General features: G+C 59.5%; 26 protein-coding genes. 14 read left to right on the forward strand and 12 right to left on the reverse strand.

Annotated elements, in window-relative coordinates; all coding sequences use genetic code 11:
- Both AB1Z34_RS01315 and ppk2 read right to left on the reverse strand, forming a co-directional pair.
- Positions 1-207, reverse strand: a 207-nt coding sequence (locus AB1Z34_RS01315; protein ID WP_367157783.1) for a helix-turn-helix domain-containing protein, incomplete at its 3' end; no start/stop codon positions are given.
- Positions 208-405: 198 nt separating this feature from the next.
- Positions 406-1,305 carry a polyphosphate kinase 2 gene (gene ppk2 / locus AB1Z34_RS01320; RefSeq protein ID WP_005510168.1) on the reverse strand — a complete coding sequence of 300 codons (900 nt, stop codon included), beginning with the start codon at positions 1,303-1,305 and terminating at the stop codon, positions 406-408.
- A 154-nt stretch (positions 1,306-1,459) separates the two neighbouring features.
- Here ppk2 and AB1Z34_RS01325 point away from each other — a divergent pair, with 154 nt between their 5' ends.
- On the forward strand, positions 1,460-1,936 hold the full coding sequence (locus tag AB1Z34_RS01325; protein ID WP_049190643.1) for a DIP1984 family protein: 477 nt from the start codon (positions 1,460-1,462) through the stop codon (positions 1,934-1,936).
- A 344-nt stretch (positions 1,937-2,280) separates the two neighbouring features.
- On the opposite strand, the gene groL is transcribed toward AB1Z34_RS01325, so the two are convergent.
- Positions 2,281-3,906 carry a chaperonin GroEL gene (gene groL / locus AB1Z34_RS01330; protein ID WP_038626677.1) on the reverse strand — a complete coding sequence of 542 codons (1,626 nt, stop codon included), beginning with the start codon at positions 3,904-3,906 and terminating at the stop codon, positions 2,281-2,283.
- A 372-nt stretch (positions 3,907-4,278) separates the two neighbouring features.
- On the opposite strand from groL, the gene AB1Z34_RS01335 reads away from it, so the two are divergent.
- Together AB1Z34_RS01335 and AB1Z34_RS01340 are read left to right on the forward strand one after the other, a co-directional pair.
- On the forward strand, positions 4,279-5,664 hold the full coding sequence (locus tag AB1Z34_RS01335) for a dipeptidase (protein ID WP_367157784.1): 1,386 nt from the start codon (positions 4,279-4,281) through the stop codon (positions 5,662-5,664).
- 239 nt (positions 5,665-5,903) lie between these two features.
- On the forward strand, positions 5,904-6,458 hold the full coding sequence (locus AB1Z34_RS01340) for a hypothetical protein (RefSeq protein WP_048731724.1): 555 nt from the start codon (positions 5,904-5,906) through the stop codon (positions 6,456-6,458).
- A gap of 151 nt (positions 6,459-6,609) precedes the next feature.
- On the opposite strand, the gene AB1Z34_RS01345 is transcribed toward AB1Z34_RS01340, so the two are convergent.
- The 3 genes from AB1Z34_RS01345 to AB1Z34_RS01355 form a co-directional block, all read right to left on the reverse strand.
- Entirely contained in the window at positions 6,610-7,821 is a 1,212-nt protein-coding gene (locus AB1Z34_RS01345) for an IS110 family transposase (RefSeq protein ID WP_011273191.1), read from the reverse strand.
- Positions 7,822-8,114: 293 nt separating this feature from the next.
- Positions 8,115-9,881: an iron chelate uptake ABC transporter family permease subunit gene (locus AB1Z34_RS01350; RefSeq protein ID WP_222865187.1), complete on the reverse strand. Its 1,767-nt coding sequence runs from the start codon at positions 9,879-9,881 to the stop codon at positions 8,115-8,117.
- Positions 9,878-10,687, reverse strand: a complete 810-nt coding sequence (locus AB1Z34_RS01355) for a metal ABC transporter ATP-binding protein (RefSeq protein ID WP_035006260.1) — start codon at positions 10,685-10,687, stop codon at positions 9,878-9,880. The genes AB1Z34_RS01350 and AB1Z34_RS01355 overlap by 4 nt, the downstream gene beginning before the upstream one ends.
- 290 nt (positions 10,688-10,977) lie before the next feature.
- Here AB1Z34_RS01355 and AB1Z34_RS01360 point away from each other — a divergent pair, with 290 nt between their 5' ends.
- Genes AB1Z34_RS01360 through AB1Z34_RS01385 form a run of 6 tightly spaced genes read left to right on the forward strand, consistent with a single transcriptional unit; the run spans position 10,978 to position 17,682 of the window.
- Positions 10,978-14,097: a Na+/H+ antiporter subunit A gene (locus AB1Z34_RS01360; RefSeq protein WP_367157785.1), complete on the forward strand. Its 3,120-nt coding sequence runs from the start codon at positions 10,978-10,980 to the stop codon at positions 14,095-14,097.
- Entirely contained in the window at positions 14,094-14,609 is a 516-nt protein-coding gene (locus tag AB1Z34_RS01365) for a Na(+)/H(+) antiporter subunit C (protein ID WP_367157786.1), read from the forward strand. The genes AB1Z34_RS01360 and AB1Z34_RS01365 overlap by 4 nt, the downstream gene beginning before the upstream one ends.
- Positions 14,599-16,305: a Na+/H+ antiporter subunit D gene (locus AB1Z34_RS01370; protein WP_367157787.1), complete on the forward strand. Its 1,707-nt coding sequence runs from the start codon at positions 14,599-14,601 to the stop codon at positions 16,303-16,305. The genes AB1Z34_RS01365 and AB1Z34_RS01370 overlap by 11 nt, the downstream gene beginning before the upstream one ends.
- Positions 16,302-16,919: a Na+/H+ antiporter subunit E gene (locus AB1Z34_RS01375; RefSeq protein WP_070603901.1), complete on the forward strand. Its 618-nt coding sequence runs from the start codon at positions 16,302-16,304 to the stop codon at positions 16,917-16,919. The genes AB1Z34_RS01370 and AB1Z34_RS01375 overlap by 4 nt, the downstream gene beginning before the upstream one ends.
- On the forward strand, positions 16,916-17,326 hold the full coding sequence (locus AB1Z34_RS01380; RefSeq protein WP_049189490.1) for a monovalent cation/H+ antiporter complex subunit F: 411 nt from the start codon (positions 16,916-16,918) through the stop codon (positions 17,324-17,326). The genes AB1Z34_RS01375 and AB1Z34_RS01380 overlap by 4 nt, the downstream gene beginning before the upstream one ends.
- Complete coding sequence (locus AB1Z34_RS01385) at positions 17,323-17,682, forward strand: monovalent cation/H(+) antiporter subunit G (RefSeq protein WP_367157788.1); 360 nt, start codon at positions 17,323-17,325, stop codon at positions 17,680-17,682. The genes AB1Z34_RS01380 and AB1Z34_RS01385 overlap by 4 nt, the downstream gene beginning before the upstream one ends.
- Positions 17,683-17,703: 21 nt before the next feature.
- Here AB1Z34_RS01385 and AB1Z34_RS01390 read toward each other — a convergent pair whose 3' ends face one another.
- From AB1Z34_RS01390 to AB1Z34_RS01405, 4 genes are all read right to left on the reverse strand, one after another.
- The gene (locus AB1Z34_RS01390; RefSeq protein WP_367157789.1) at positions 17,704-18,927 is read right to left on the reverse strand and encodes a glutamate--cysteine ligase; all 1,224 of its coding nucleotides are present in this window, start codon (positions 18,925-18,927) and stop codon (positions 17,704-17,706) included.
- A 17-nt stretch (positions 18,928-18,944) separates the two neighbouring features.
- Positions 18,945-19,502: a hypothetical protein gene (locus AB1Z34_RS01395; protein WP_070603899.1), complete on the reverse strand. Its 558-nt coding sequence runs from the start codon at positions 19,500-19,502 to the stop codon at positions 18,945-18,947.
- 221 nt (positions 19,503-19,723) lie between these two features.
- Entirely contained in the window at positions 19,724-20,641 is a 918-nt protein-coding gene (locus tag AB1Z34_RS01400; protein ID WP_367157790.1) for a LytR C-terminal domain-containing protein, read from the reverse strand.
- A gap of 51 nt (positions 20,642-20,692) precedes the next feature.
- The gene (locus tag AB1Z34_RS01405; protein ID WP_224783754.1) at positions 20,693-21,040 is read right to left on the reverse strand and encodes a DUF3263 domain-containing protein; all 348 of its coding nucleotides are present in this window, start codon (positions 21,038-21,040) and stop codon (positions 20,693-20,695) included.
- 195 nt (positions 21,041-21,235) lie between these two features.
- Here AB1Z34_RS01405 and AB1Z34_RS01410 point away from each other — a divergent pair, with 195 nt between their 5' ends.
- The gene (locus AB1Z34_RS01410) at positions 21,236-21,817 is read left to right on the forward strand and encodes a peptide deformylase (protein WP_070429378.1); all 582 of its coding nucleotides are present in this window, start codon (positions 21,236-21,238) and stop codon (positions 21,815-21,817) included.
- 3 nt (positions 21,818-21,820) lie between these two features.
- Positions 21,821-22,939 carry a GNAT family N-acetyltransferase gene (locus AB1Z34_RS01415; RefSeq protein WP_016421515.1) on the forward strand — a complete coding sequence of 373 codons (1,119 nt, stop codon included), beginning with the start codon at positions 21,821-21,823 and terminating at the stop codon, positions 22,937-22,939.
- Between the two features lie 47 nt (positions 22,940-22,986).
- Here AB1Z34_RS01415 and AB1Z34_RS01420 read toward each other — a convergent pair whose 3' ends face one another.
- Positions 22,987-23,814 (reverse strand): RDD family protein, encoded by an 828-nt coding sequence (locus AB1Z34_RS01420; RefSeq protein ID WP_262712998.1) that lies wholly within the window; start codon positions 23,812-23,814, stop codon positions 22,987-22,989.
- 134 nt (positions 23,815-23,948) lie between these two features.
- Between AB1Z34_RS01420 and AB1Z34_RS01425 the strand changes: the two genes are divergently transcribed.
- From AB1Z34_RS01425 to AB1Z34_RS01435, 3 genes are all read left to right on the forward strand, one after another.
- The gene (locus tag AB1Z34_RS01425) at positions 23,949-24,746 is read left to right on the forward strand and encodes an exodeoxyribonuclease III (RefSeq protein WP_049189484.1); all 798 of its coding nucleotides are present in this window, start codon (positions 23,949-23,951) and stop codon (positions 24,744-24,746) included.
- 243 nt (positions 24,747-24,989) lie between these two features.
- The gene (locus tag AB1Z34_RS01430) at positions 24,990-25,553 is read left to right on the forward strand and encodes a MarR family winged helix-turn-helix transcriptional regulator (RefSeq protein ID WP_016421518.1); all 564 of its coding nucleotides are present in this window, start codon (positions 24,990-24,992) and stop codon (positions 25,551-25,553) included.
- 42 nt (positions 25,554-25,595) lie between these two features.
- Positions 25,596-25,913, forward strand: coding sequence for a hypothetical protein (locus tag AB1Z34_RS01435; RefSeq protein WP_172620224.1), 318 nt, complete (start codon positions 25,596-25,598; stop codon positions 25,911-25,913).
- 37 nt (positions 25,914-25,950) lie between these two features.
- On the opposite strand, the gene AB1Z34_RS01440 is transcribed toward AB1Z34_RS01435, so the two are convergent.
- A complete protein-coding gene (locus AB1Z34_RS01440; RefSeq protein ID WP_367157791.1) occupies positions 25,951-26,454 on the reverse strand; it encodes an NUDIX domain-containing protein in 504 nt (167 codons plus the stop codon).
- Positions 26,455-26,536 lie beyond the last annotated feature (82 nt).

Genomic DNA, 26,536 nt, shown 5'->3' on the forward strand with positions numbered 1-26,536 from the left:
CTTCGGGTAGTGCGATTGGTGCTGGATCTCAATTCCGGCTTGTCGCGCCCACCGCCTGACTGTTGGTGAGGGTATCCCTAACTCACGTCCAACTGTGCTTGCTGATGCCCCGTTGGCGATGTGTTGAAGCGCAATCGGTTTGATGGCACTGTATTTCGTTCGGCGGGTTTGCTTCACTACTTCTCCTGGTCGAAAGTGGTGATGCATTCACCGCCTGAACCTACCGGCCAATTTTCTGGCCGTTTTTGACATAAACTCAGTCACTAACTTGCACTGGCCCGCCGTCGTCAGCCGTAAGGGCATCGCCCCGCCGCCGCCAGCCATAAGAAAACGCCCGCCGAGTGCCTGAGCACTCCTACGGGCGTTTCTTCTAGACAAGAACTTTGTCAGTCACGGACCACCGAGCTAGTCACCAATCTGGTCACGGCCACGCTTAACAATCTTCGGGTCCGGAGTACCAACCAGCTCGTGGTCCTTCTCCGTGTACTCAAACTTGCTCAGCACGTAACGCATCGCGTTGATGCGGGCACGCTTCTTGTCGTTGGACTTAATGGTAATCCACGGGGACTCATCGGTATCCGTGTAACGGAACTGCTCTTCCTTCGCGCGGGTGTAGTCACCCCAACGGTCCAGCGATGCGAGGTCCATCGGAGAGAGCTTCCACTGACGTACCGGGTCGACCTGGCGAATAGCGAAGCGAGTGCGCTGCTCCTTCTGGGTCACCGAGAACCACAGCTTGGTCAGCGAAATACCGGAGCCCAGAATCATGTTCTCCAGCATCGGAACCTCACGCAGGAACTCTGCATGCTGAGACTCAGTACAGAAACCCATCACGCGCTCAACGCCCGAACGGTTGTACCAAGAACGGTCGAAGAAGACGATTTCGCCAGCGCACGGAAAATGCTCAATATAGCGCTGGAAGTACCACGAGGTGGACTCACGCGGCGACGGCTTTTCCAGAGCCACAGTTCGAGCACCACGCGGATTCAGGTGCTCGTTAAAGCGCTTAATGGTACCGCCCTTACCAGCGGCGTCACGGCCTTCGAAGAGGATGATGTGCTTCTGACCAGTTTCCTTGGTCCAGTTCTGCCACTTCAGAAGCTCAATCTGCAGCTTCCTCTTAATAGACTCGTATTCCTTGCGCGTCATGCGCTCCTCGTACGGGTAGCCATCGCGCCAGGTATCAACCCGCTCACCGTCTGGAGTGACCAGTACCGGATCGTCCTCATCAGAATCATCGACGACGTAACCTTCGGTCTTCGCCAAATCGACGATGTGGAATTCCTCTTCATTCTTGTCAGCCATACCCCTTATCCTACTGAATTTCTCTACCACACGTCCCCCATGCGGGTGCCCTTACCTGCAATTTCCCAGCAGTTAACGTTCCGTCTTACCGAAATTGAGGGGGTGGGACTGCACGCAGCGACCGTCGATAAGCACTGCGCGTACAATAAATGCCATGTTGTTATCCGAGGCTCTTGCCGCACGATCCGAAGTTTCCGACCGGCTGGCTGAGATTAATCGCCGTCTCGCGCTGGTGGCGCAGGTGCAGGAAGGCGATACGCCTGATGAAGATCCGCAAGCGCTTATTGCCGAAGCCGAGCGTCTGATGGCGCGCTTCGAATGGCTGGTGCGCTCGATTAATGCCACGAATTCCGCTACTGCCTTCGAGGACGGAACGCTTAGCGACGCACTTGCGAAGCGCGACCACCTGCTAACACGGCGGCGGTTCTACACCTCCGCAGCCGATCAGGGCTCGGGTCGGCGGGATCGATACTCAGCTTCGGAGATTCGCTATGTCGCCACTGTGGATATCCGGTCGCTGCGCCAGAAAGCCGACAAGGCGGCGAAGGAATACCGGGACTTGGATACCCGTATTCAGCAGGCGAACTGGTCAACCGAGCTTATCGAGGCCGCGAATAAGCCGGCCGAATAGCAAAGTGGCAGGGTTCGGTAGCGAAACCAGAAGAATTTCACATTTTGATAAGTCGGTAGTTGCATCCAGATTGTCGGCGAGCGCGACGGCCTGTCTCTGGCCTTAAAGGGACACCTAAAGATCTCACCTGTACTGAGGCAGCAGGATTAATAACAGACAGTCCTCGTCATTGCGTACATGGGTACAGATCATCGGTTATTTTTCACTACCAAGCGCTGAGGCGTCTGATGCAACGAGGGTGGGTTCGGGGACTTAAAACTTTCTCAAGTTACACAGCAAAAAGCGCCGCTGAGGATTTCCCTCAGCGGCGCTTTTTAGGCTAACTCAAGCAGTCGGGACCTCTTTTAGAAGCCCATGCCGCCCATCTCGTCGCCACCCGGCATTGCCGGCATAGCCGGTTCCGGCTTGTCAGCGACAACAGCCTCGGTGGTCAGGAACAGAGCCGCAATGGAAGCGGCATTCTGCAGTGCGGAGCGGGTAACCTTCACCGGGTCGTTGATGCCAGCTTCCATCAGGTCGATGTACTCGCCGGTAGCAGCGTTCAGGCCTTCACCCTGCGGCAGGGAAGCAACCTTCTCGGTAACGACGCCGGCCTCGAAACCAGCGTTCAGAGCAATCTGGCGCAGCGGAGCTGCGAGAGCCGCACGCACGATGCGGACACCGGTTGCCTCGTCGCCGGTCAGACCCAGCTCGTCGTCAAGCACGTGCGAGACCTGCAGCAGTGCGGAACCGCCACCTGCGACGATGCCCTCTTCCACAGCAGCCTTTGCGTTACGGACGGCATCCTCAATGCGGTGCTTGCGCTCCTTGAGCTCGACCTCAGTTGCGGCGCCAGCCTTGATAACTGCAACACCGCCGGCGAGCTTAGCCAGGCGCTCCTGCAGCTTCTCCTTGTCGTAGTCGGAGTCGGAGTTCTCGATCTCAGCGCGGATCTGGTTGACGCGGCCCTCGATAGCGGACTGCTCGCCAGCGCCCTCGACGATAGTGGTCTCGTCCTTGGTGACGACCACCTTGCGAGCGCGACCCAGCAGCGGCAGGTCAGCGGTCTCGAGCGACAGGCCGACCTCCTCGGAGATGACCTGGCCATCGGTCAGGATAGCCATGTCCTGCAGCATTGCCTTACGACGGTCGCCGAAGCCCGGAGCCTTGACAGCGACAGACTTGAAGGTACCGCGGATCTTGTTGACGACCAGGGTGGACAGAGCCTCGCCCTCGACGTCCTCAGCAATGATCAGCAGCGGCTTGCCGGACTGCATGACCTTCTCCAGCAGCGGCAGCAGGTCCTTGATGTTGGAAATCTTGCCGGAAACCAGGAGGATGTACGGATCCTCCAGAACGGCCTCCTGGCGCTCCATGTCAGTGGCGAAGTAACCGGAGATGTAGCCCTTGTCGAAGCGCATACCCTCGGTCAGCTCCAGGTCGAGACCAAAGGTGTTGGCCTCTTCCACGGTAATGACGCCTTCCTTGCCGACCTTGTCCATAGCGGTGGCAATCAGCTCACCGATAGCCGGGTCAGCAGCGGAGATACCAGCGGTAGCAGCAATCTGCTCCTTGGTCTCAATGTCCTTAGCGGACTCCAGGAGCTTCTCGGTAACAGCCGTGACAGCCTTCTCGATGCCGCGCTTGATGCCCATCGGGTTGGAGCCAGCAGCAACGTTGCGCAGACCCTCGGAAACCAGAGCCTGAGCCAGAACGGTAGCGGTAGTAGTACCGTCACCAGCGACGTCGTCGGTCTTCTTGGCAACTTCCTTGACCAGCTCAGCGCCGATCTTCTCGTAAGGATCCTCAAGTTCGATTTCACGTGCAATGGAGACACCGTCGTTGGTGATCAGCGGTGCGCCCCACTTGCGCTCGAGGACTACGTTGCGACCCTTCGGGCCCAGCGTAACCTTGACAGCGTCTGCCAGGGTGTTCAGACCCGTTTCGAGACCGCGGCGGGCCTCCTCGTCAAATGCAATCATCTTAGCCATGAGGTTTGAAGAATCCTCCGTCTATTTATGTGGCACTTACATTGGAAGTTGACCCAGGCGCCCGCGACGGCATGTGATTCGAGGGAAGCGCCGCCCTCTCCATCACCGGAGTCAACACTGTACTTTTTAACGACTTTGCAACACTTGTTTCAGCCTGCGCTGCAGTATGTGCTGCAGTTTGCTGCAACTCGCATACAACGCACACATACACAAGGTGTGAAGTTGTTTTTATTAGCACTCAATTAGAGCAAGTGCTAATTCACTTTTTTAGCACTCAACCCCATCGAGTGCAAGGTTAAGCATTGTCACTCCTGGCGTCACTCCTTATGCCACTTCCAACGCCATCATGGTTGTGCGCCTACACTGTCGCACATGAGCATTATTAATAAGGAACTCACGGGCACCCTGCGAGACCACATCTCCAGCCAACGCGAGACCATCCGCACTCAGCTGACCGAGCTGGTCGCTTTCCCATCCGTACACGGCACCGAAGAAACCAAGCAGGCCTGCATCGACGCAGCCCAGGCGGTTACTGACATGTACGCAGAGCTGGGTATCGAGCTAGAGGCGCATCACACCATCGACGGTTCGATTGCACTGTCGGGTTTCATCCCCGGGTCGTCGGAAAGCGCGAAGACCGTACTGCTCTACTCCCATTACGACGTCCAGCCGGCGGGCGACGAATCCGCTTGGACCGCGGATCCGTGGACGCTCGATGAGCGCGACGGTCGCTGGTACGGACGCGGTACTGCCGACTGCAAGGGCAACGTGGTCATGCACCTGGCTGCGCTGCGCGCGCTGCGCGACGACGCTCTTGCGGGCCACGTCGACATGCCAAACATCAAGCTCATCGTGGAAGGTTCCGAGGAGCGCGGATCGGCGGGCCTGAACAACCTCATCGCCACGCAGCCGGAGCTTTTCGACGCCGACGTCATCCTCATTGCGGATGTCGGCAATGCCGAGGTTGGCCAGCCGACACTCGTGACCACCCTGCGCGGCACCGCCGATGTGGAAGTTCGCGTCGATGCGCTGGAGCAGCCGGTGCACTCGGGCATGTTCGGCGGCGCAGCTCCGGATGCACTGGCGGCGTTGATTCGTATGCTCGACAGCCTGCGCGATGAAAATGGCTTTACCTCTATTGACGGCCTGGACTGCTCGCAGCGCTGGGAGGGGCTGGACTACGCGCCAGAGACTTTCCGCACCGACGCAGGTGTACTCGACGGCGTGGACCTAATTAGCAACGAGGACGCTTCCGTCTCTGACCTGACCTGGGCTCGCCCGTCTGTGATTGTGACCGGAATCGACTGCCCACCAGCGACCAATGCTGTCAACGCAATTTCATCGACTGCTATGGCGCACATCAACTTCCGTATCCCAGGCGGCGTCGACCCGGCCGAAGCACAGGAGGCACTGGAGAATCACCTGCGCGCGCATGCTCCGTGGGGCGTGAAGGTGACGGTCGAACGCGACGAGCTAGCGAACCCATTCCGGGCCAATGTTGAGGGCAAGGTTGTGCAGCTGGTTGCCGACAGCCTGTCGGCCGCCTATGGCAAGGAGACCGCAAGCATGGGCGAGGGCGCCTCAATTCCGCTGTGCGCCACCCTGCTGGACGCCGTACCAGGTGCTGACATCGCGCTTTACGGCGTGGAGGAGCCACAGGCTCGCATCCACTCGGCTGATGAATCGGTCGACCCGAACGAGATTCGCGACATCGCTATTGGCGAGGCGGTTTTCCTGGCCTCTGTCAACGGGATTTAACGGGGACAGCAAAGAATCCACCAAAGATATTGATTGAATGACTTGTGTCACATCTTTTACCTGTAGTAAGGTTCCACCCATGCAGCAGAACATTCTTATTCGAGTAGCGAAGGCTACGAACCCCGGTGGAGGCCGACAGGACTGACCCCTCCACACGGGGTCTCTGGCCGCAACTTCTCAAAGCACTTGGTTGGTCCGCCACTCACAGCAAAAGCAACTAAGCAAAGGACCAGAAAAGAATGTTTCCCACTCGCACCCAGAAGAACATGTCCACTTCGACGACGTTCACGGGCAAGCGCCCTTCGTTGGAGCACCAGGACGACGGCAATGTGCGAACTTATTCCGACGATCCATTTAGGGCTCGATTCGGACATCGCCTGCCTCGAGGCTTAAGGCAAGAAGCTCGTGGCATGAACTGGCAGAAGTTCAAGGACACCTACTCCCCCACGAGCGGCCCGGTTCAGATCAAGAATTTCGAGGCAACCCGCGGCACCCTGGGGCGCTGGAATTTCAACGCTGACTTAACACTGACCGACAAGGACGACCACACCCACACCTTCACCCAGGAGATTACCGCTATGGGGCCGGTGTCGGCTTGCACTAATCTGCTGGCTGATGCAGGTTACCGCGTGGAAATCGTGGAATTCCACCAGTTCGAAATCTTCGAAGCTACCGCTACCTTTGTCTATGCAGGTCACAACAATGACCATGTGTGGACCATGGGCTTCGGCCAGACTCCGGAGGCTTCCGTGCTCTCCGCTTTGGTCTGCGCTGCTAACCGCCTGCATGGGTAGGACGCGGATGCTGCTCGTTTAGTAAACGGGGGGTGTCCCTATGTTTTTGTCAAGTGCCAGACCGATGTTGACGAGCACAGTCTTGGGAGTAGTTTCTTAGGCGTGCCTAGGAGCCGGCCAGCGTGTGCTGGTCGGCTTCGTCTTTGGGGCTTTATGCGGCGACGGGGCGTGGCGGGATTTCGCGGAAGAACTCCTTGTTTTTCAGCATCGCGTAGATGACATTGCATCGGCGTCGTGCCAGGCAGATGACTGCTGCGTTGTGGCGTTTTCCTTCAGCGCGTTTGCGTTCGTAATACCGCCGTGACGGTTCGTGGCTGCGGATAACTGCGAATGCGGAGTAGAACAAGGCGTTTTTCAGTCGTTTATTGCCTGACCGTGCCGGGAATTCACCTCTGATCGACGAACCGGATCGTCTAGTCACGGGTGCTATTCCAGCATAAGCAGCTAAGTGGCCAGCACTAGCGAAGTCGGAGCCATCACCGATCGCAAGAAGGATCTGCGCTGCGGTCTTGATGCCGACTCCGGGCATACTCATCAAGACCTCACAAAGAGGGAAATCAGCGAGCATCTCTTCAACCTGCTCAGCAATGGTGTTTCGTTGCTCTTTGAGGGCCTGGATGTTTGCAGCCAGTTGAGGAATTACTAACTCGGCGGCATCGCTTCCAGGCACGGTGACTGTTTGAGCTTTCAGCGCTGTAAAAATGTCGTCTACCAGCGGGGTGGGGTCTTTACGTGTGCGCTTGATCATCCAGTTCAACACTCGTTGGTATCCGGCTCTTTTTAGCCCCTGCGGTCCCTTGTAATGGATCAATAATTCCAGGATCGGCGTGCGAGTCAGGGTGCTACCAGCAAAAACTCGTTCCAGGCTGGGGTAGATCTGGGTGAGGACACTGCGAAGCCGATTGACAGTGCGAGTGCAATCGCGGGCGATGTCATCATCGAAGCCGGACAGCATCTTTAGGGCGGAGAGTACCTCATCATTGCGGTCGACGGCACGTAGCGTGTGGGGCATTGTGCGGGCGGTGTCGGCGATGATGAATGCGTCGCGTTTGTCTGTTTTTGCACGTCCCGGATAGAGATCTGCAGCTTTGCGCATCGCAAGACCTGGCAGGTATCCGACTTCGCAACCGCAGTCCCGGGCTACAGCAATCGGTAGTGCGCCGATGGTGTTGGGTTGGTCGACGATCACGAGCACGGTGCCAAGCTTCTGAAGCTGGTGAAAAACGCCTGCTAGTTCGGATTCGAGTTGAGGCAACGGTTTGTCGAAGACCTTGTTGCCATCACGGTCTAAGGCGCAGGCGTGGTGTTCAGATTTGCCGACGTCTAGACCAAGGAATATGTCGATGGAATGCTCCGGAGACATGATGAGCTCCTAGAAAACGAGATGGGTATGGCGTTGTTCCAGTCGCTGGTGTCATGACCTTCGTTGCAAGCACCCACGTTACAAAGAGACCTAGTTTAAAACTGGCCGTGTCCCTATCAGCTGTCATCGAAAGTCCTGGCACCCGGCGGCAACACCCCCCCCGGATTATGGAAACTACAGGGCAGGTAAGCCATACCGGGACCAGCGACTATCCCCATTATCGGGGACACTCACAAGGTAACGGGAATGCGACCGGGGAAGCCCAACGCATGTGGGCCTCGAGCATTCGCGTTTTAGCGCTTCAGCCCCGCGATCATGGTCTTCAAGTTGCTGCGCAGGAAATCCTCGTAGGTTCCCGCGACCGTGCCCGGCTTGCCGAGCTCATCGGAGTGCAGTGGCTCGTCGAAGATCGGAATCCCGGCCTCCTTCGAGACGGTCTTCATGGGGCGCGTATCCACGTTCGACTCCACGAACAGGTGCTTCGGGCGCTTGTCCTTCAGCTGGCGCACGAGGTGTCCGATCTGCGCGGGGGAGCCGTTTTCATCCGTGTCGATCTGCCAGATATACAGCTGCTCCATGCCGTAGGTGTCGACCATGTATTGGAAGGCATGTTCACTGGCCACGAGCACACGATCCTCCTTCGGCAGCGCACCGATCTGCTCGCGGTAGTCGGCGTCGATGCTCTCCAGCATGGCCTTGTACTCCGCCCCCTTCTCCTCGATGTGCTCGGCACGCTCGGGCAGGGCCTCGGCCAGCGCCGCGGTCACGTTCTCGGCCATCGCGATGCCGACGGTCGGGTCCAGGAAGGCGTGCGGGTTGATCTCCTGATTGCCCTTTTCGTCCTTGAGGTACTTCGGTTCCACGCCCTTGGTGGCCTCGACCATCTGGGAATCGTCCAGGCCCGCGGTGTTTTTCAGTTTCGCGAGCCAGCCGTGCTCACCGCCCTCGAGGTTCAGCCCGTTGTAGAACAGCAGGTCGGCGTCGCTCGTCGCATCCAGGTCCGCGGGCAGGGGGTCGTAGTCGTGCGGGTCCGTGCCGGTCGGCACGAGGTTATGGACGTCCACCGCCTCGCCGCCGATCTCCTCCACCAGGTCCGCCAGCAGCGTGAAGGTGGTGACGACGTTCAGCTGCTCACCGTCTGCCTTCTCCTCCGTCGAGAAGGTCACGGCCCCGAACACGAGGGCACCGCCCACCAGGAGGGCCAACAGCGCGGCCAGTGGCTTATTGCCCAGCGAGCGAGCAATCAGTCCCTTGCCTGGCGCGAAGAGGAAAGCCAGCAGGAACAGCGCGCTGGCGGTCAGCACGATCGTCACGCCGGAGGACACGTTGTAGCTATAGCTCAGGAACAGCCCCACTACGGAGCTGAGCGCCGAGATCGCCACTGAAAGCCCGATCATCACTCCCAGCCGGTTCGTCAGCAGGTACGCCGCCGACGCCGGAGTGATCAGCAGGGAGACCACCAGGATCACGCCCACCGTCTGCAGGGAAATGACCGTCACCAGCGTGAGCACCACCATCAGCCCGTAGTGGATTGCCCGCACGGGCACGCCAGCCGACTGCGCCATGACGGGGTCGAAGGTGCTGAGCTTGAGCTCCTTGTAAAAGACCAGCGTGAGAATCAGCACGGCAGCGGCAATACCGATCGAGAGGTTGCGGTCGGCGTCCTGAACGGTCAGGACGTTGCCGAAGAGGATCTCCGTCAGATCCGTCGCCGTCTGCGCTTTCGCCATGAGCAGCACGCCGATCGCGAAGAAGGTGGAAAAGACGATGCCGATCGCCGAATCGTTCTTCACAGTGGAGCGTTCGCTGATCAGCCCGATCGCCAGTGTGGCGAGTAGACCCGCGACCACCGCCCCGAGGAAGAGGTTCGTGCCGAGCAGGTAGGAGGCCGCGACCCCCGGTAGTACGGCGTGCGAGATGGCGTCGCCGATCAGGGCCATGCCGCGCAGCACGATGAAGCTGCCGACGATGCCGCAGGCCACGCCCACGATCACCGAGGTGATCAGCGCTTTTTGCAGGTAGCCGTGGCTGAGTAGTGAGTCGAGGAACTCCGCGATCATGCTGTCTCCTCCTGGAGGGCTGCCTGCCGTGGCGTGGGGTGGGCTGGTGCTGACGGCTCGCGGATGACGAGCGCGCCGAAGGCCTTCTGCAGCACGTCGGGGACGAAGACCTCCTCGGTGGGACCCGCCGCGACGAGCTCGCCGTTGAGGACGATGAGGTCGTTGTAGTAGCCGCGCACCGTGTTCATGTCGTGGTGCACGACGACGACGTGCTTGCCCGCGTCCGCCATCTGCCGCAGCAGGGTCACGATCGTCTTCTCGCTGGGGACGTCGATGCCGACGAAGGGCTCGTCCAGGAAGATGTACTCCGCGTCCTGGACGATGGCGCGGGCAAAGAGGACGCGCTGGAACTGTCCGCCCGAGAGTTCGCTGATGTGGCGGTGGCGAAAGTCCCACATGTCGACGTCCTTGAGAGCCTGGGTGGCTGCTTCGCGTTCGGCCTTGCCGGGGCGGTGGAAAAGACCCAGGCGCGGGTAAGTGCCCATCAGGACGGTGTCGAAGACGCTGGTGGGGAAGTTGCGGTCGAGGTCAGAGCGCTGCTCGATATAAGCGATTGCGCGGCGCTGCTCGGCGGGGGCCTTGCCGTCGAGGGTGACGGGGTAGCCGGCAGGGGCGCCGGTGGGGCCTGTGCCGTGGACGTTGTGTTTGTCCAGGATCTGGAGCATCGCCTTCATGAGGGTGGATTTGCCTGAGCCGTTGGGGCCGATGATGCCGTGCATGCCGGGGGAGTCGAGGGTGAAGCTGATGTTCCGAATCGCGGTGTTCGCGCCGTAGCTCACGCTCAAGTTCTGGACGCTAATACTCATGGCAGCCAAGAATAGTGGTCAGTTCAATGAATCACCAAGTTCAATGTATTGACCTTTGGGGTGGGGTGGTGTTGGGGGGGGCAGTAATGGCACTGATTTGGGGCTTGAGCAGTCAGCCGCTCAAGCCCCAAAAAATGCCCAACTTCCGCCCCCCCCCACAACTCACCCCCAAATTTTCACTTTCCCAGAAACAATTGACCGTTTTCACACACTCGGTTAACACCGCTTCAAATGCTTAAGTCCCTAAAACGGGGTTGCATGAACTGGCGTGTTCCAATCATTATGGAATAGTGACTTCTCTCCTGTGCATCCTGTTCGTTACGGCAGCGCTTGCACCATGGACGATTAAGTGGCTCGGAACCCGCGGGTTCCTCGTACTCAGCCTCCCGCTGGCAGGCGGTGCCATCTACACCGGCACCCATCTCGTTCGCTTAGCTCTAGACAATGGCAACGGGGAAACTTCCGCACTCACGCAACCCGCCGTCACGCATTTTTCGTGGATGCCCATTATCCACTTGGATGTAAACCTGCGATTAGGTCCTATTGAATCGCTCTTCGGCACGCTGGTTTTGACCATCGGCTTTCTCGTACTGGTGTACTGCTCCGGTTACTTCATCAACCCGCCACTCGGCAAACGTCGCCGCGTAGGTTCCTTCGCAGCCCAAATGATCGCCTTCGCTGCGGCGATGTACGGCCTGGTCATCAGCGACAGCATCATGCTGATGTTCGTCTTCTGGGAAATTACCTCGGTTCTGTCCTTCCTCCTGGTGGGCTACTACGCCGAGCGCGCCTCCTCCCGTCGCGCAGCAGGCCAGGCGCTCCTGGTCACGACGCTGGGTGGCCTCATCATGCTGGTCGGTATCGTTCTGATGGGAGTGACCACCGGTTTCTGGAACTTCTCCGAACTCACCGCGCCTGGCGCTCTGACAGCGGCACAGCTGGACTCCACGGCAGTATCCACGGCCGCAATCCTGCTGGTCGTTGGTGCGCTGTCGAAGTCCGCTATCGCGCCCTTCCACTTCTGGCTACCCGGTGCAATGGCCGCCCCTACCCCGGTTTCTTCCTTCCTGCATTCGGCAGCGATGGTCAAAGCCGGTGTGTTCCTGGTTGCCCGGCTCGCGCCGACCTTCAATGACACCAACGCGTGGCAGCCAATCATCATCCCGCTCGGCCTCTTGACCATGATCATGGCCGGCTGGATGGCCCTGCGCCAGAAGGATCTCAAGCTGATTATGGCGTATGGCACTGTCAGCCAGTTGGGATTCATCATCACAGTCGCGTCGATAGGCACGCGTGCGACGATGCTGGCAGCCCTGGCACTGACGCTCGGCCATGCCATGTTCAAGGCCGCGCTGTTTATGGTCGCGGGCACAATTGACAGGCTGACTGGTACGCGCGATATCCGTGAGCTCTCTGGGCTCGGTAGAAAGTCGCCGCAGTTGCTGGTGATTTCGATTCTCGCCGCTGCATCGATGATGGGTGTGCCGCCGTTCTTCGGCTTCGTCGCCAAGGAAGCTGCGCTGGAGGCCACGCTCAATGCTGATCCGCTGCATGGGATGCCGTCGGTGTTTACCACCATTGGCCTCGTCGTGGGTTCGATTCTGACCGTAGCGTACTCGCTGTACCTGCTGCGCGCCGCGTTTGCGACCAAGTCCAGCACCCACGCCAGCGGCGGTGGCACTTCCCCTGCCGTGGCAGAGATGGATTCCCCGACGTGGGATCAGATTGGCCCGGCTTGGCTGTTGGCGCTGGCAGGTTTGGTTTTCGGCCTGGTTCCCCGCGTCCTCGACTCGATTATCTCGCCCTACCTCACCAGCGCATTCCCGAATACGGAAGCAGAAACGCACCTGGCGCTCTGGCACGGATTCACCCTTCCGCTGGCACTGACGGCCACAATTCTACTCGTGGGTGCCATCATGCATTGGCAGCGTAATCTGGTGCGTCAGCTGCAGTTTGATCAGCCGGCTCTCGGTAGTGCCGATGCGCTTTACGACGGAATCCTGGACTTGGCCCGCCGTCTTTCTCTCCGTGTCACTGCTGCGACCCAGCGTGGTTCCCTCCCGTTGAATGAAGCGGTCATTTTGCTGACCCTCATCGTGCTGTCCATCGGTGCGTTGTTGCTCGGCGAGCGCGATGAGCTCCGGATGGAACTGTGGGACTCTGCACCGCAGGGCGCGGTCGCGTTGATTATGATCATCGCGGCTTTGGCCGCCACCCAACAGAAAAACAGGCTCTCCGGTGTCATCCTGGTAGGTGTGACCGGCTACGGCTTGGCCATTATCTTCGCCATGTACGGTGCACCTGATTTGGCTCTGACGCAGCTGCTGGTTGAGACGGTCTCAATGATTGTTTTCGTGTTGGTGCTGCGCACGCTCTCGCCGCGGGCACCGGCATCAAATCCGAGGTGGATACGACACCGTGCATGGCTGGCCATCGCAGTCGGTGTCACTGTCCCAGTGTTGGCCGCCTACGCTATGGGCTCCCGTCGTACTGAGCCAATCTCCGGCGACATTCCGCCGCTGGCTCACGACATTGGGCACGGCCAGAATGCGGTCAACGTACTTCTTGTCGATATCCGCGCCTGGGATACCTTCGGTGAAATCACCGTGCTGGTGATGGTGGCGCTGGGGATTACCTCGCTGGTATTCCGCACGCACACGATGCACATGCGCTCAAAGATTAAGCCACAGCGGAATCGTGCTCGCCGCAACACCCGCTGGTTGAACACCATCGATGAGTCCGGTGAAGCCGAGCGGTTGCGCTACCCAATCATGGTTCTGGTGGCATCGCGCGCGCTCTTCCCCGCCATGATGGTGGTTTCCATCTACCTCTTCTTCGCCGGCCACAACGATGTCGGTGGTGGCTTCGCAGGTGGCCTCGTGGCTGCGCTGGCACTGACCATGCGTTATCTCATCGGTGGGCATCGTGAACTGGCAGCAACTCTGCCAATTCCTACCGAGGTACTTCTCGGCGGCGGTCTGCTGGTGTCGGCTCTTAGCGCCGTATGGCCACTGTTCGTGGGTTGGGCTCCGCTGACTTCCTGGTACGGCTCGCGGGAAATTCCGCTGCTCGGCGACGTCACCGTTGTCTCCCCTATGCTCTTTGACCTGGGTGTGTACATGATTGTCGTTGGCACGATTGTCTACATCCTGCGCAGTTTGGGCGGCGGCATCGATGCTCAGATAAACCTTCGCGCTGAGCGTGATCGTTCACGTCGTGTGAATCGAGCCGCACTCGGCCAGTCCCGCCAGCTGCGTAGCAAGTTGGCGGCGGCTAAGCCCGCAGGTGTTAAGTCCGCAGGCGTTAAACCTGCCGGCACTAAACCCGCAGGCACTGCCAACACAGCCACCTCGGAGGCCTCAGAACCAACAGCCCCAGCTAGGACCGAAGGAAAGGACACTCACCAGTGATTCTCAATTTTGTTCTGCTAGCTACTGTCGGCACGCTGATCGCCACAGGGGTGTACCTGTTCCTCGATCGTTCGTTGACCAGGATGCTCATGGGGCTGTTGCTGATGGGCAACGGTATCAACCTGCTCATCCTGCTTGGCTCTGGTGCACCGGGACGGCCACCAATTTGGGATAGGGAATCGCTGGTCAGCGATGCTCAGGCAGACTCACTGCCCCAGGCCTTTATCCTCACCGCAATTGTTATTTCCATGGGCATGACCGCATTCCTGTTGGCTCTGCTCTATCGCCAGCACCGCTACCGCATCGGCGATCACGTGCAAGATGACCACGAGGACCGCAGCCTGGCAATGCGTCGGGCCAGCGACCCATCAGCTGCTCCGGACCACGACAAGTCCGACGATCCCACCACCGGTCGTCCCACAGAGGCCGGCGATAGCTTCGGTCCGGCCAGTTTCGAAAAGCCCGTGACCCCGCCATCAAACTCCCCAGGAGGTGACGACGATGACGACTGAGCAAATAATTCTGGCACTAATTCCGCTGCCTATCATCGTCCCCGCCGCCACGGCCGCAATTGCTCTGCTGCTGGCACGTTTTCCCAAAGCACAGCAGGCGATCGCGCTGTTTTCACTCGGCAGCCTGCTGGGAGTCGCCAGCGCACTGGTGTATCTCATCTACGCGCACGGCATCCACACGGTCCAGGTGGGCGGCTGGGACGCACCAATCGGCATCACGCTCGTGGCCGACAACCTCGCCGTGCTGATGATTACCGTCTCTCAGCTGGTCCTCTTTGCCGTGATGTGGTTCGGCATCGGCCAGGGTATTAGCGATGGTGACGAAGATGAGCCGAGCTCCGTCTTCGTTCCGACGTACATGTTGCTCAACATGGGTGTCTCGATGGCCTTCCTGGCTGGCGACCTGTTCAACATGTATGTCGGTTTCGAGGTTCTGCTCGTAGCCTCCTACGTGCTGCTCACGCTGGGGGCCTCGTCGTCACGCACTCGCGCAGGCGTGTCGTATGTGATGGTCAACATGCTGTCCTCGATGGTGTTCCTGCTGGCGATTGGCCTGGTTTATCAAGCGGTCGGCACGGTGAACTTCGCGCATATTTCCCTGCGTATGGAGGACATTCCCGATGGCACCCGCACCGCGATCTTCGCAGTGTTGCTCGTTGCCTTCGCGGTGAAGGCAGCGGTGTTCCCGCTGTCGGCGTGGTTGCCAGACTCCTACCCCACCGCACCGTCGATGGTCACCGCGGTCTTCGCGGGTCTGCTGACGAAGGTGGGTGTCTACGCGATCATCCGCACGCGCAGTGTCGTCTTCCCCGACGGCAGGCTTGACGACGTCCTGATGTGGGCCGGCCTAGCGACAATGCTCATGGGCATTCTCGGCGCCATGGCCCAAAATGACATCAAACGTCTCTTGTCATTTACGCTGGTGTCCCACATCGGATACATGATTTTCGGTATTGCCGTCGGCAATACGCTGGGGCTCGGCGGCGCAATCTTCTACATCGTCCACCACATTCTGGTGCAGACGGCGTTGTTCCTGGTGGTCGGACTTATCGAACGCCAGGCGGGCTCCTCCTCCCTGCGCAGTCTCGGTGGCCTGGCCAAATCCTCGCCGCTGCTGGCGCTGCTATACCTCGTGCCCGCGCTCAACCTCGGTGGTATCCCACCGTTCTCGGGCTTCCTGGGCAAGGTCATGCTGATTGAGGCGGGTGCCCAAGACGGCTCCGCCACCGCGTGGATTCTGGTTGCGGGTTCGATTATCACCAGCCTGCTGACCCTCTACACCATGATTCTCGTCTGGTCGAAGTCCTTTTGGCGCGATCGTTCCGATGCCCCTGAGGGCGACACCGTGCTGGCGCAGCCAGCCGCACTCCGGGAAAGGACGCAGATGGTCGCTATCGCAGATCGTGATGACGTCGGCCGGATGCCACTCGGCATGGTGATGCCGACGGCCCTACTGGTGATTGCCTCTGTGGGCGTGACTCTTCTGGCCGGACCGCTGTCTAATGTGGCTACCGAAGCGGCGAGCAACGTCGCGAATGTTGATGACTACCGCGCGGCAGTTCTCGGTATCGAATCGGCTGATGACAAGGGACTGGAGCAGCTGAAGAACCCAGGCCGCACCAAGAGCCCGTGGGAGTCGGACCCGGTGACCGAACATGCCACCAGCACGTTGGAAGGAGCAGGTGAAAGCTCATGAGTAAAGCTCGCGCCAGGGTGGCCGCAAAACGACCACCGCGTATTTCAATCCTGTTGTTCCTGTTCACGCTGATTATTTGGGTCATGCTGTGGGGCGAAGTGACATTTGCCAATGTGCTTTCGGGAATCCTGGTAGCCACGTTGCTCAACCTCGCCATGCCTATCCCGCCAAACAGCGCGCTGGACATCAACTTCGGTGGCATGGTGCGACTGTTCGGTTCCTGGACAATCGACTTTGTGAAGGCCTCAATCAGTGTCTCCTGGCTGGCCATCCGACGAGCTGATCCACCACCGACGGCCATCATCAAGGTCCCTATGCGCACCAATGACGATATTTCGCTCACGACTGCAATGGCACTGATTAACTTGCAGCCGGGCGGAATCATCGTGGACATCGACAAGCGGGAAAAGACGCTGACCATGCACATTCTCGACGCGTCGTCGACGAGCAAGGTAGCCGAGCAAATCAACCAGCTGACTCGAATCGAGCGTCGGGTTATTCGGGCGTTTGAAAACCGCGATGTCAACGAGCAACCGACCAAGTCGGTGCCAAGTGACAACCAGGTGAGCAGCGACAAGAGCAGCGAGAAGAGCAGCGAAAGGAGTAGCCGATGAACCCGGAAGTTTTTAACACTCTGCTCGGAGTGGCTGCCGCAGGCTATTTCATTGCGGTGATGATTACCCTCGGGCACATGATTGCCGGTCCAAACTCGCTGGACCGCCTGGTGGCGCTGGAGTCGACGACTGCAATGCTGCAGGGCATGCTCGCTGCGTTCATGGCCTGGAGCTTGGACACTTCGGTGGTCTACCCAATGCTCATCATTGCGCTGCTCGGTTTCCTGTCTTCGCTGGCGGTCGCCAAGTTCCGTGTTCCGGATGACGGAAAGCAGCCCGCAAAGAGCTCCCGGAAGGGTGCGACGAAAGCAGCCGGAAAGGTCGCCACAAAGAAAACCGCACAGAAAGCGGCGCCTAAGGCAACACCGACAACGGCTCCGAAAACAGCGAAGGGAGAGTCCAAATGATTCTCGTGGCAGACATTATCGCCATCACACTCATTCTCACCGGAATGCTACTGTGCGTTGCAGCGTCCGTGGGATTGATACGCTTCCGCGACACCATCAGTCGGATGCACGCATCCTCCAAGCCACAAACACTGGGGCTAATTTTGACGCTGTCGGGCTCGCTTGTACACGTCGCCACGCACGCGTCAGCTCACACAACTACTAGCAGTGACTTGGCTCTATTGACCCTGATTATCCTGTTTGCTCTGGGTACATCGCCGATTGTTAGTAACCGCGTTGGCCACGAGGCGTTCAAGGAGAGGCTCGTCGACGAGGACAGCGTGGCCCGCGATGACAGCCGGGAACCGCGGGTCTAGGCACACACCGCTTAACGACGGCTAGTCGCTCACCTGCTCGTGGAAATCTGCAGGCGCTATCGGATGCCCGGCGCGCAGTTCCTGCACTGCAAGATCCACAGCGGCCCGCCACGGGGTGTGGCCAATGCGCTCTTCGTTCGCTCGTACGTCGTCCTCGGTAGCCATGGAAGGCAGCGCCCCGGCCGCATCCGCCACAGTGCGCTGACGCTCGTATGCCGCGCCCATTTCCACGATGTTGTTGACGAATTCCAGTTCGGCTCGGCAGCCCAGTTCGTCGGCAAGCGGGGCGAGCTGAACCACAAGCTCACGGAGTTCATCGCGAACCCACCGCTCGTCGGTATCGCGATTGACGATGACCAACGCGTCCATCCCGTAGCGAGCGGCGCGCCACTTGTTTTCGGCGATGTGCCAGGACTGCAGTGACGGTAGTTCCTCGCCAGCCTCCCACATGCGGTCGTAGTAAACCGCCAGGCAGTGCGTCAATGCCACGATAGCGGCGAGTTCCTGCAGGTTAGAGGTAGCGTCAGCGACACGAATCTCAATGGTGCCGTACTTTGATGCCGGGCGGATGTCCAAGTGCATCGAGCCGGTGTGGTTGATGACGCCGGAGCGGGACTGGTCGTGCATGTAGGACTCCCACTCGGGCCACGTGTAAATCGCCGGCGGCTGACCAGCGGTGGGAAGCTGCTGGTAGAGCAGGCTTCGGTTGGAAGCGTAACCCATGTCCTCACCGTTCCAGGCCGGTGAGGAGGCAGACAGCGCCAACATGTGCGGCAGCTTCGTTGCCAGAGCCTGAATGATCGGCCAAACGCGTTCGGAGTCTTTAATGCCTACGTGGACGTGGACTCCCCAGATAATCATCTGGTTCCCCCACCACTGAGTGCGGTTGATAATTTCGGAGTAGTGCCCCTTAGCGCTGACCTGCTGAGCAGTACCGCGGGCGAACGGATGCGAGCCCGATGACCACACATCCACCCCAACGCGATCAGCGGCCTCGAGAACCATGTCCAGCTGGCTTTGGAGCTCCGCTACGGCACCGGGCACGTTCGTGTGCACACCGGTGACGAGCTCTACGGTGTTGGCGAGGAACTCTCGCTGGAGCCCATGTCCGGGATGCTCCGCATCGATGATGTCGAGCACCTCGGCGGCAGCGGGGGCGGTGTCGCGCGTTCGTCGGTCAACGAACGCCACTTCCCATTCCACTCCCAGAGATGGCTGCGCCGATCCGGAAAATTGCTCAGTCATACCGCTATTTTTTCACACTAGGAGTCGTTTTCCTCAGTTGGCTCCGTCCAGGTGACGGTTTTTGCGCAGGAGGCAAGGTCACCGTTGGAATCGACAAGCGCAACTGTGGTGAAACTGTCTTCATCCACCTTGGACGGAACGTTCCAGACATCTGCATTCCGTTTGTCATCGACGTGCACTTCGCCGATGACACCCAACCCTTCGGTTGCGGGGCTGCCGATGCCACTGCAGCCAGATGCACCGCGCGCCTGCACTGTGTACTTGCCCTTATCCAAGGTAGTGAACTGACCTTTTTCGTCGGAAAGGCCCATCCATCCCTTGGCGCTCATGACCTGTACAGTTGCCAGCATTTTCATTGATCCGTCGTCGTTTGTGCGGATGAAGTTATAGGCGCTGACTCGCTCGGTCAGCTTCGGTGCAGCCGGATCTACGCTCACTGGCGCAGTGCTTGACGACGCGTCCGCGTTCCCGTCTTTGTCACTGCTGGATTCAACCCCTGAGCAGGAAACCAACAGTGTTGCAGCACAACCCAACGCGGTGGCGACAGCAACGCGACGACGCATTACGGCGAACATAAAAACCTCACAGACCTCACTGGCTACTAGCAGAATACTAGTACCCTTTTTTCAGCCGTGATCTGTTTGAGACTGCAAAATATGCAAAAGCCCCGCGTAGGCCATCAAATGTGTGGCTTACGCGGGACTTGGAAAGCTATGGGGCTTCGCACCACGGCGGCAGGTTTTGACGCTTAGGCCGCAGACCTTAGTGAGAGACCAAAGCCTGGTGGGCCGGGAGTCTAGTGAGCCGGGTCAGTGGCGACCACGACGATTCCCGCCGGAGCGTCCCGGAGGCGGTCATCGCGAGGTGCGGCTTCCCAACCGTTGTCGTGCGCGATCTGCTCAGCGGCGGCCTTTTCCTCTTCGTTCCTCGGGTCGAAGTAGACGGTGGTCTTCTCCCACACACCCATCTTCTCTTCAGGAGCGTTGCCGGTCTCGCCGACACCCCAGCCCTGCTCGCCCATCTGCTTGGACAGGTCATCGGCAAGGCCCACGACCTCAGAGTTGTTCAGGACACTGACCTTGACAGTCTTGCGGTCAATCTGTGGCGCTTCGTTGGCCTCATCCTGTGCCGGCGGATTCTCCGCGGGAGGAACCGGTTTGCCTGGCTCGTTTGCCGGCGGTGGCAGGACCTCGCCGTCACCATCTCCAGCAGCACCATCCTTTGCCGGATCACTGCCGTTGGCCGAGTCAGCAGGCGCACCAGAGTCAGCCGGAGCGGATGCCGAGGTGTCATTCTGGCCGGTGTTCTCAGCATCGTCGCCACGCGTGCTGAGTGCGTAGGCACCGTAGGCGACCAGGCACACGCCGATAGCGAGCAGCACGATAGCGAGAACGCGCATGTAGCGGCCATCACCGGCACCGTCGCCGATGTCGCCGTCATCAGCACCATCAGCAGCTGCGGAATTGCTAGCAGCAGCCCGAGAGCCAGCACCGCTAGTGGCGGCAGCGGTAGCACCAGCAGCGGCTGCGCCAGCGGCCGGGGCCGCAGATCTGGGAGCTGCGTGTTGAGCATCCGACGGCTCGGAGTACGCGTGAGCGCCGCCAGCGGCGGGAGCCTCCGCGTAATCGCTGTACTCATCGAAGTCGTCGTAGTCGTCATCGAGTCGATGACGGCCCGGACGCGGCGAATTCTGAGGGTTTAGTTGGTCAGACACATCCCACATCCTATATGTTCTGCCGCCGAACCGTGAAGTGAAACTTGAACCTTATGCGTCGTGGTTGTCCCGCACGGCGCGCAGCCGATGAACCAACACGGGTTCGGCTGCTTCGGCTGCTGGAGAGTCGAGAAGTCGCGAAAGTACCTGGTGGTAGCGGATTGTGTTGTTTCCAAAGTCCTCGGCAAAGCGACGCCGAATTGCCTCCTGCCGCGCACCGGCCATACGCGGTCCACGGCGGGCAACTTTCAGCCATTCTTTCTCAAAATCCAGCATTTTCTGAGCCAAAACGGGTTCAATGCCGCTGGTATCACCCACGAGTCCGAGATGCTCGGATGAGTCAAGCCGCCGCTCGGCCTCAGGTTCGTGGCTGCCACCTATGGGCTTCTTGTTCACCACTTTCCGCACCCCGCTTTCCTTCTCGCTCGCCCTGATCCTCTATTCTGCACGACACTGTCTATGCAGATACTTAGTGAAGATACATCGTCAGATCTAGCCACCCAGCCTCACCTACGCCCCACCTACAACTCCCTGACACAACTCAGGCATCACCAGGCGATTTAGAAAACATGGACGCCGAGTAGAATCAGCGGCATGACTATCCGTCCCATTGTGATTGCCGGAGACCCCGTTCTCCACACTCCTACCCAGCCGGTGACCGAGGATGCCTCCGAGCTGCGTGAGCTCATCGAGGACATGTACGAAACCATGGACCGCGCCCACGGTGTGGGGCTGGCTGCCAACCAGGTGGGTGTCGGCAAGCGTCTGTTCGTCTACAACTGCCCCGATGACGACGATGTCTGGCACCGCGGCTGCGTCATCAATCCGGTGCTGACCACCAGTGAAATCCCGAAGACTATGCCTAACGACGACGGCTCCGATGACGAAGGTTGCCTCTCTGTGCCCGGCCTGTCCTTCCCCACCAACCGTGCGGAGAAGGCTGTTGTCACCGGCCTGGATGAAAACGGCGAAGAGGTCCGCATCGAGGCCACCGGTTTCTTCGCCCGCTGCATGCAGCACGAAGTCGGCCACCTGGATGGGTTCCTCTACACCGACTGCCTCACGGGCCGTTGGAAGCGCATGGCCAAGAAGGAAATCAAGCGCGCCGGTTGGACCGAGGGCGGCCTGACCTGGATGCCGGGCGTGGATCCGGATCCGTTCGGCCACGAGGATTAAATCGTGACGGATAGGCAATTGGAGTCGTCGGCAAGCGAAAATGCAGCCCAGAAGCTACCGATTTCCCGTTGGGGTGTCGGTGAGGTAGCGGTGGGACGTCGTGTCATTGTGCGGCGCGCGCTAACCGATGAAGAGGCGCTGGCCAGCGGCAAGAAGACTACGGACGTCATTGGGCATGTGCTCAGCATGGATCCGTTCGTCGTGCGTCCACAGGTTCGTGCTGGCGTGCGTGCCGACGAGTCCGTGGCAGCGGTGGACTTTAGCGATAAGCACATTTTGATTGTGAAGGCCCTGCCGGATCATCCGGTGCGCAATTCGGACATTCGCGCCGTGGAAACTGCGACAGCGAAGGCCTTCCCGGGTATCGCGCACGTGGTGGAGTCGGGCTGGCTGCTGCGTGCGGGCGATGGTATTACAGAGCGTTCCAACTCCGCGCTGCCGCTCGAGCCCGGAGCCAGCACTCAGCCGGTGCCGCTGGAGAAGATTAAGTCGTTTTACGATTCCCACGATTTGCCGGTGCGGATTGCGGTTCCGGATCGGATCGCCAAGCCTGCACAGGCACTGGTCGCTGGGTCAGAGTGGACGGTCGGGCCGGACATTGTGGTTATGACGCGCTCCCTCGATGGGGACTTGCCGCCCGTTGAATTGGCAACTGAAACGAACAGCGCCGAGCTGGCAGACGTGCAGGTGGACATCGCTGATCAGCCTGACGACGATTGGCTGGAGCTCTACCACTTCCGCGGCACTACGCTGCCCGAGCATGCGCTGCAGTTCCTGCGCAATGAAATTGATGGCCGCATGTGTTTCGGCCGGCTCCAAGTCCCTGATGACAGTGCGTCTGAGGGTATGCGCACAGTAGCTATTACACGCGGCACGCTGACCGAATCGGAGGACGGCCGCGTGTGGCTCGGATTCTCTGCCGTGGAAGTCGCAGCCGATATGCGCCGCCGAGGGCTAGGCACCCTACTGGGAATTCAGATGATGCACTGGGGTGCGCAGCACGGGGCAGATTCTGCATATCTGCAGGTATTGGGCTCGAATGAGGCTGGCATTGCGCTGTACCGGACGCTCGGTTTTACCGAGCACCACCGGCACCGATATGCGGAGTTGACAGGGGCTTAGGGGCCGGGGGCTTACGTTTCGGCCCTGCCCTGCTCGCCCTAATCGCCCTACTTCCCGCGCTTAACCCGTTTAGTCCACTTCAGCTGGTTGCCCTGCTGCTCTTTGCTGCCCATGCGATTGTCCATGCGGCGCTGTCCGCGCTGCCGCTCGCGCGTCTCCGGCTTTTCCACCACTCGAGTGCGAACCGAGAGTTCATGACGACCTCTCCCCAGCGGATCGCGTGAGGCAGCCATCGCAATCCAGCCAGCCAGGCCCGCAGAGACAAACCAACCGGCGACCGGAATCATCGACGGCAGAATCCAGGCATTGCGCACAAAACCATCGCGGGCTGAAACTGGCATCCCGTGTGCACCTTCAATTTTCATGCCCATGGCGTGCTTACCCGGAGAACCGTCGAAGATGGAGTCTCCCGCCACGCGGTAGAGGTAAAAACCACCGGGACCGAGGAAGAGGCTGATCAGCATCACCATTACGCCGCTGTCGGATGTCCCCGCGATGCTAGCGAGAACTGCAATAGAGGCAATCAACGCAGTGTAGATGACAGAATCCACCAGCAGCGCACCACCACGACGCACCACAGGGGCATTGGCCAGATTGGGGTCGAAGCCCAGGTGTACTGCCATTTGAGCGGTCAGCGGTGCAACTTTGGGGTTAGTGCTGAGCTCACCGAAGGAAGACACCCCGTAGCTAGCGGGGTACCCGCTTTCATAGCCGACCGGAATGTTTGCTACCGGATATGGCACTTCCTGATACGGCATTGCCGCACCGTACGCCGCATATGCGTCGTGCTCCCGATAAGCATTCCTGCCGCTACTACTCAGGTAATCCGCCGGACTGTACTCGCCGCCGTAACGGCGATCGTCCCAGTTAGCCAACCTCGAAACTCCCTTTCCTACCGGGCTTCCGCCCACCTAGTCCGCTTTTGTCCGCCTATTTTGTCACTGCTTTATTCAACGCATGAGGCCGCCGTTTCGTTCCCCTTTTACAATCCCCTTTTACAATCGTTGATATGCGAATCTGTGTCTGGAACGTCAATTCGGCTCGAACCCGCCTCGACCGAATGGTGGAAATGCTGCGCCGGAATGACATTGATGTCCTGGCCGTCCAGGAAACCAAGTGCAGGGACGACCAATTTCCCACCGCTGCTTTTGAAGAGCTGGGATACCAAGTCGCCCACCACGGCCTGAATCAGTGGAATGGCGTTGCCATCATCTCCCGCGTCGGCCTTGAGGACATCCAGGCAGGGTTCCCCGGTCAGCCCGGTTTCAACAAGGACCCCGACGCAACTCCCGCATTGGAGGCCCGCCATATCGCTGCTACCTGCGGTGGCGTGCGCATCAACAGCCTCTACATCCCGAACGGCCGCGACATCACCGACCCGCACTTCGAGTACAAGCTCGAATTTTTGGAGCGGCTCCGTCAGCACATCATCGCCACGCTTGACGACGACCCGGAGGCCACCTTCATGATGGGCGGCGACTTCAACATCGCCCCGACCGACGGCGATGTCTGGTCAATGGCAGCCTTCGCGGGGAAAACACATGTCACACCACCTGAACGCGCAGCTTTCTATGCGCTGGAGCAGGCGGGTATGAAGGAAGTAACTCGCCAATTCACTCCAAACCAGTGGACCTACTGGGATTACAAGGCTGGCCGCTTTTTCAAGGATGAGGGCATGCGCATCGACTTCCAGCTCGCCTCCCCCGCCCTCGCGGCAAAGGCGTCCGCCGGATTCATCGACATCGAAGAGCGTCAGGGCAAAGGCGCATCCGACCATGCTCCGGTGATTGTGGATTACGAAGTGTAGATAAACGCGGCGGAAAAGCGCGTAGGCCTAGTTCCTACTAGGGGGTGTCGCTGGGGTCGTCGTAAAGCGGAGTCCTTGCTGTCAGCCCCTAAAATCAGGGGCAGAAATGTGCGATAAAGCACCCGCACAAGACTTATGAGCCTAACTTTTTGTTCAATCTACAAATTTTCACCACAGAAAGTTATTTCGACGATATAAGGTGTTTATTCAGAACATCAATTCATTACGTCGGGAAGGAAGATCATGACTTCTGCACGCTCCCCTCAGCGCACCACCACCCCGGAGCCAGCGAGCGGCTTCCCCACCGCGGATGACTCAACTGAGTCCGATGAATCCCTGCGCGAAAGCGTGCAGAAGATCTCCATCGGCCTGTATGACTTCCTTGCGTCGACTCGCCGCCTCGGTGAGCGCCCGAATGCCAGGATGGACATTTCCCAGTCGGAAATGGAAGTACTGCACTTTATTTCGACCCACCCGGGCTGCGGCGTATCCGACATTGCACGCCTGCGTTTCCTGCGCCCGTCCAACGTTTCGGCAACAGTCCGCCGTCTACTCGACAACGGGCTGATTGAACGCGAGAACAATGCAAAGGATCGCCGTGCGCAGAACCTCTATGTCTCCAGCGATGGCGAGACCCTGCTGGAGCAGCTTATCGACCACTGGGGTGCGCTGGTGTACGAAATTGTGCGGACGATGTCGCAAAAGGACGTGCGTGCGCTAATTAAGGCACTGCCTTCGCTGCTGAAGCTGGCGGAGCACTCGGAAAGCTATGTTGAGGAGCACCAGCGCCGCCAGGAGCCGTTCTAAAAGCGCGCCGCTCAACCCTTCTTACTAGGTACGATGATGCTCATGGCTATTACTTTGAAGAAGGCAAAAGACGTAAAGACCGCTCCATTGGTGGCCACCGGCCTCATCGGCGGCTGGCTCACCGCTCGCGAAACAGGCATTCGCCCGCTCGGTGGCGTCATCTTGGGCGCCGCCGGCGCATACGCAGCACGCACCTGGAACGCAAAGACCGGCGCCCTGGGAGCCACTGGTCTGGTGGCCGCCTACCTCGGCGCTTTCGGCCTCTCACACCCGCTAGCTAAGAAGATTGGCGCATGGCCGTCCGTCCTGACCGTCACCGCGCTGGCTGCTGGCGCAGCAGCAGTTGCCGACTCCAAGTAGTCGACGCAGGGGGCGCCGGTAGGTGCGAAGCCGACACCTAGTCAAGGGCCTCCAGCAATTTCTCGAGGTGCGCGCGCACCCGGGGCCACGATTCCACGAAAGGCGGCAGCAGATTGAGGCTGTCGACGTCGTCAAGCGGAATCCAGCGCAGCTCCAGGGACTCTTCGTTCGGATGCGTCTCCAGCTCTTCGGCAGCTAGTGCGTAAACCGTGTGGTACTTCCAGCCGCCGGCGAGCTCGGGGCGGTCCGGATCGGCCGGGAAGGGGCCAGTGGTGACCTGCGTGTCGAGGATGCGAAGCTGATGCTCCAGCAGCCCAGTTTCCTCAGCCGTTTCACGCAGCGCGGTCGCCTCAGGAGTCTCATGAGAATCACAAGCCCCTCCAGGAACACCCCACGTTAGGGGGAACGATGTCCAGTCAGCTCGATACTGCATAAGCACAGTGCGCTGAGGGCTCACAATCAGCAGCCCTGCAGCTCCGAAGCGTCCCCAGCAGCGCGTACCGTTGGGGCCGGCCGCCCAACCATTTCCATCCTGAAGCATGTCTCCACCCTACGCCAGATACCCTTGTGTTTTCCGTCACAAGCCCGAGCGACTAAGATTTGCAAGGAACTAACGTTGCTCT

This window comes from Corynebacterium sp. 045007, from assembly GCF_040743205.1.
In the GTDB taxonomy this organism is placed as follows: domain Bacteria; phylum Actinomycetota; class Actinomycetes; order Mycobacteriales; family Mycobacteriaceae; genus Corynebacterium; species Corynebacterium jeikeium_D.

What these genes read in the sequence shown, in the direction of transcription:
- ppk2 (WP_005510168.1), bottom strand. Translation starts at nt 1,305, where the DNA reads ATGGCTGACAAGAATGAAGAGGAATTCCACATCGTCGATTTGGCGAAG.
- AB1Z34_RS01325 (WP_049190643.1), top strand. Translation starts at nt 1,460, where the DNA reads ATGTTGTTATCCGAGGCTCTTGCCGCACGATCCGAAGTTTCCGACCGG.
- groL (WP_038626677.1), bottom strand. Translation starts at nt 3,906, where the DNA reads ATGGCTAAGATGATTGCATTTGACGAGGAGGCCCGCCGCGGTCTCGAA.
- AB1Z34_RS01335 (WP_367157784.1), top strand. Translation starts at nt 4,279, where the DNA reads ATGAGCATTATTAATAAGGAACTCACGGGCACCCTGCGAGACCACATC.
- AB1Z34_RS01340 (WP_048731724.1), top strand. Translation starts at nt 5,904, where the DNA reads ATGTTTCCCACTCGCACCCAGAAGAACATGTCCACTTCGACGACGTTC.
- AB1Z34_RS01345 (WP_011273191.1), bottom strand. Translation starts at nt 7,821, where the DNA reads ATGTCTCCGGAGCATTCCATCGACATATTCCTTGGTCTAGACGTCGGC.
- AB1Z34_RS01350 (WP_222865187.1), bottom strand. Translation starts at nt 9,881, where the DNA reads ATGATCGCGGAGTTCCTCGACTCACTACTCAGCCACGGCTACCTGCAA.
- AB1Z34_RS01355 (WP_035006260.1), bottom strand. Translation starts at nt 10,687, where the DNA reads ATGAGTATTAGCGTCCAGAACTTGAGCGTGAGCTACGGCGCGAACACC.
- AB1Z34_RS01370 (WP_367157787.1), top strand. Translation starts at nt 14,599, where the DNA reads ATGACGACTGAGCAAATAATTCTGGCACTAATTCCGCTGCCTATCATC.
- AB1Z34_RS01375 (WP_070603901.1), top strand. Translation starts at nt 16,302, where the DNA reads ATGAGTAAAGCTCGCGCCAGGGTGGCCGCAAAACGACCACCGCGTATT.
- AB1Z34_RS01380 (WP_049189490.1), top strand. Translation starts at nt 16,916, where the DNA reads ATGAACCCGGAAGTTTTTAACACTCTGCTCGGAGTGGCTGCCGCAGGC.
- AB1Z34_RS01385 (WP_367157788.1), top strand. Translation starts at nt 17,323, where the DNA reads ATGATTCTCGTGGCAGACATTATCGCCATCACACTCATTCTCACCGGA.
- AB1Z34_RS01390 (WP_367157789.1), bottom strand. Translation starts at nt 18,927, where the DNA reads ATGACTGAGCAATTTTCCGGATCGGCGCAGCCATCTCTGGGAGTGGAA.
- AB1Z34_RS01395 (WP_070603899.1), bottom strand. Translation starts at nt 19,502, where the DNA reads ATGTTCGCCGTAATGCGTCGTCGCGTTGCTGTCGCCACCGCGTTGGGT.
- AB1Z34_RS01410 (WP_070429378.1), top strand. Translation starts at nt 21,236, where the DNA reads ATGACTATCCGTCCCATTGTGATTGCCGGAGACCCCGTTCTCCACACT.
- AB1Z34_RS01425 (WP_049189484.1), top strand. Translation starts at nt 23,949, where the DNA reads ATGCGAATCTGTGTCTGGAACGTCAATTCGGCTCGAACCCGCCTCGAC.
- AB1Z34_RS01430 (WP_016421518.1), top strand. Translation starts at nt 24,990, where the DNA reads ATGACTTCTGCACGCTCCCCTCAGCGCACCACCACCCCGGAGCCAGCG.
- AB1Z34_RS01435 (WP_172620224.1), top strand. Translation starts at nt 25,596, where the DNA reads ATGGCTATTACTTTGAAGAAGGCAAAAGACGTAAAGACCGCTCCATTG.
- AB1Z34_RS01440 (WP_367157791.1), bottom strand. Translation starts at nt 26,454, where the DNA reads ATGCTTCAGGATGGAAATGGTTGGGCGGCCGGCCCCAACGGTACGCGC.